The organism is Flavobacterium sp. RSSA_27, assembly GCF_051547125.1.
Lineage (GTDB): Bacteria > Bacteroidota > Bacteroidia > Flavobacteriales > Flavobacteriaceae > Flavobacterium.
Genome location: NZ_JBPTTN010000014.1, coordinates 1 through 1,388 on the forward strand (window position 1 = coordinate 1; position 1,388 = coordinate 1,388).

General features: G+C 31.1%; 2 protein-coding genes. Both read left to right on the forward strand.

The features are described from left to right. On the forward strand, positions 1-772 hold a 772-nt coding region (locus ACSVH5_RS13425; RefSeq protein WP_438061918.1), incomplete at its 5' end, for a hypothetical protein. A 4-nt stretch (positions 773-776) separates the two neighbouring features. Then, positions 777-1,364 carry a hypothetical protein gene (locus ACSVH5_RS13430; RefSeq protein ID WP_438061919.1) on the forward strand — a complete coding sequence of 196 codons (588 nt, stop codon included), beginning with the start codon at positions 777-779 and terminating at the stop codon, positions 1,362-1,364. The last annotated feature ends 24 nt before the right edge of the window (positions 1,365-1,388 follow it).

The following is a 1,388-nucleotide window of genomic DNA, read 5'->3' on the forward strand; positions in this document are numbered from 1 at the left end:
CGATACTGGCTCTTGGGAAGCGGTACCTAATACATCAGAAAATATTGCCAAAGCTATCGAAGAACAAATCGATGACTCTCAATTAGACCCATGTACTAGAGCGATAATGGAGAAGTTGAAAAATAGTACAGAGAAAGATATTGCAAAAATGATCACAAGATTTACCGACCCAAAATCTATATTTAAAATAAATATGTCTATTGGGCAAGTAAAAGACATAAGGAATTGGGCTGAAACTACACCTGAAAAGGGATCCCAAACTGATATTAATATGGTTTTCAAATATGATTATATAAATGGCATAGGCAATACTAATCGACCTACTGACTTGTCTATTGCTACAACAATGGCTCATGAAATCATTCATGCCTATTTAATTAGCCTTCTAGAAGCTCATAAATCCAATGGTTTAAATGGTAGTTTTGATTTCCCAACAATTTATGAAGCTTATGTACAACAACAAATAACCAAGAACCCAAATATCTTAGCATCAGAACATCATGAATTAATTGCAAAACAATATGTTTTTGCCATTGCAACAACCATTCAAGAATTTCATACTGGCCAGTATACCGATTATCCATATCAAGATTATATTGATTTGGCCTGGGGTGGGTTAACGGGGACAACAATCTTCAATACAAATTTCCCTAATGATCTATCTCATAAAAACTACAAAACTCGTGAAAGAATTTTAAACAGAATTAATGCTGAAAAACTAGGTCTTTTCTATCAAAATACAAAACCATTAGGCACGCCTTGTAAAAAATAGTCCTATGAAAAACTTAAATTTTATACTCTTCGTTATTCCCTTTCTCTTTTATTCCTGCTCAAGCAAAATATACCCAGAGGATTATGAACCAATACGAGTGTTTTTAAAAACACAAAAAGATATCGATAAAAACAAAATGTATATCTTAAAATATAAGGAAAGTAATACACAAACATTAAGAATTTTCAATAGAGGCGAAGGAGAAAAACATATTATTTTTCCCAATCAAATAGATTTCACAAGCAAAATCTTTAATGAGCTGCACTGGAAGAAATTGTATGCACAATATTCAAACGAAAAAACAGAAAAGTATTGGCGCGAAGAAGATTTTAGAGATTTTAAGATTTTGGATAGAAAACGAAACCAACTCTTTGATGAGTATCATCTATTCCACCTTCCAAAACTAGAAAATGTAATCATTTTATCAGAACCTATTTGGTATTATAATAAAAGATACATACTTTTTTATTTTTCGATAGACAATATGTACAATAGCAGTAAGCCATCACTTGTTGTAATAATGAAAAAAGTGAAAAAAAAATGGATAGTTGTTCAAGAAATTGGAGATTATGCTTGTAGCGGCTGTTATTAAAAGAGTTAACCAAAATCATTCATA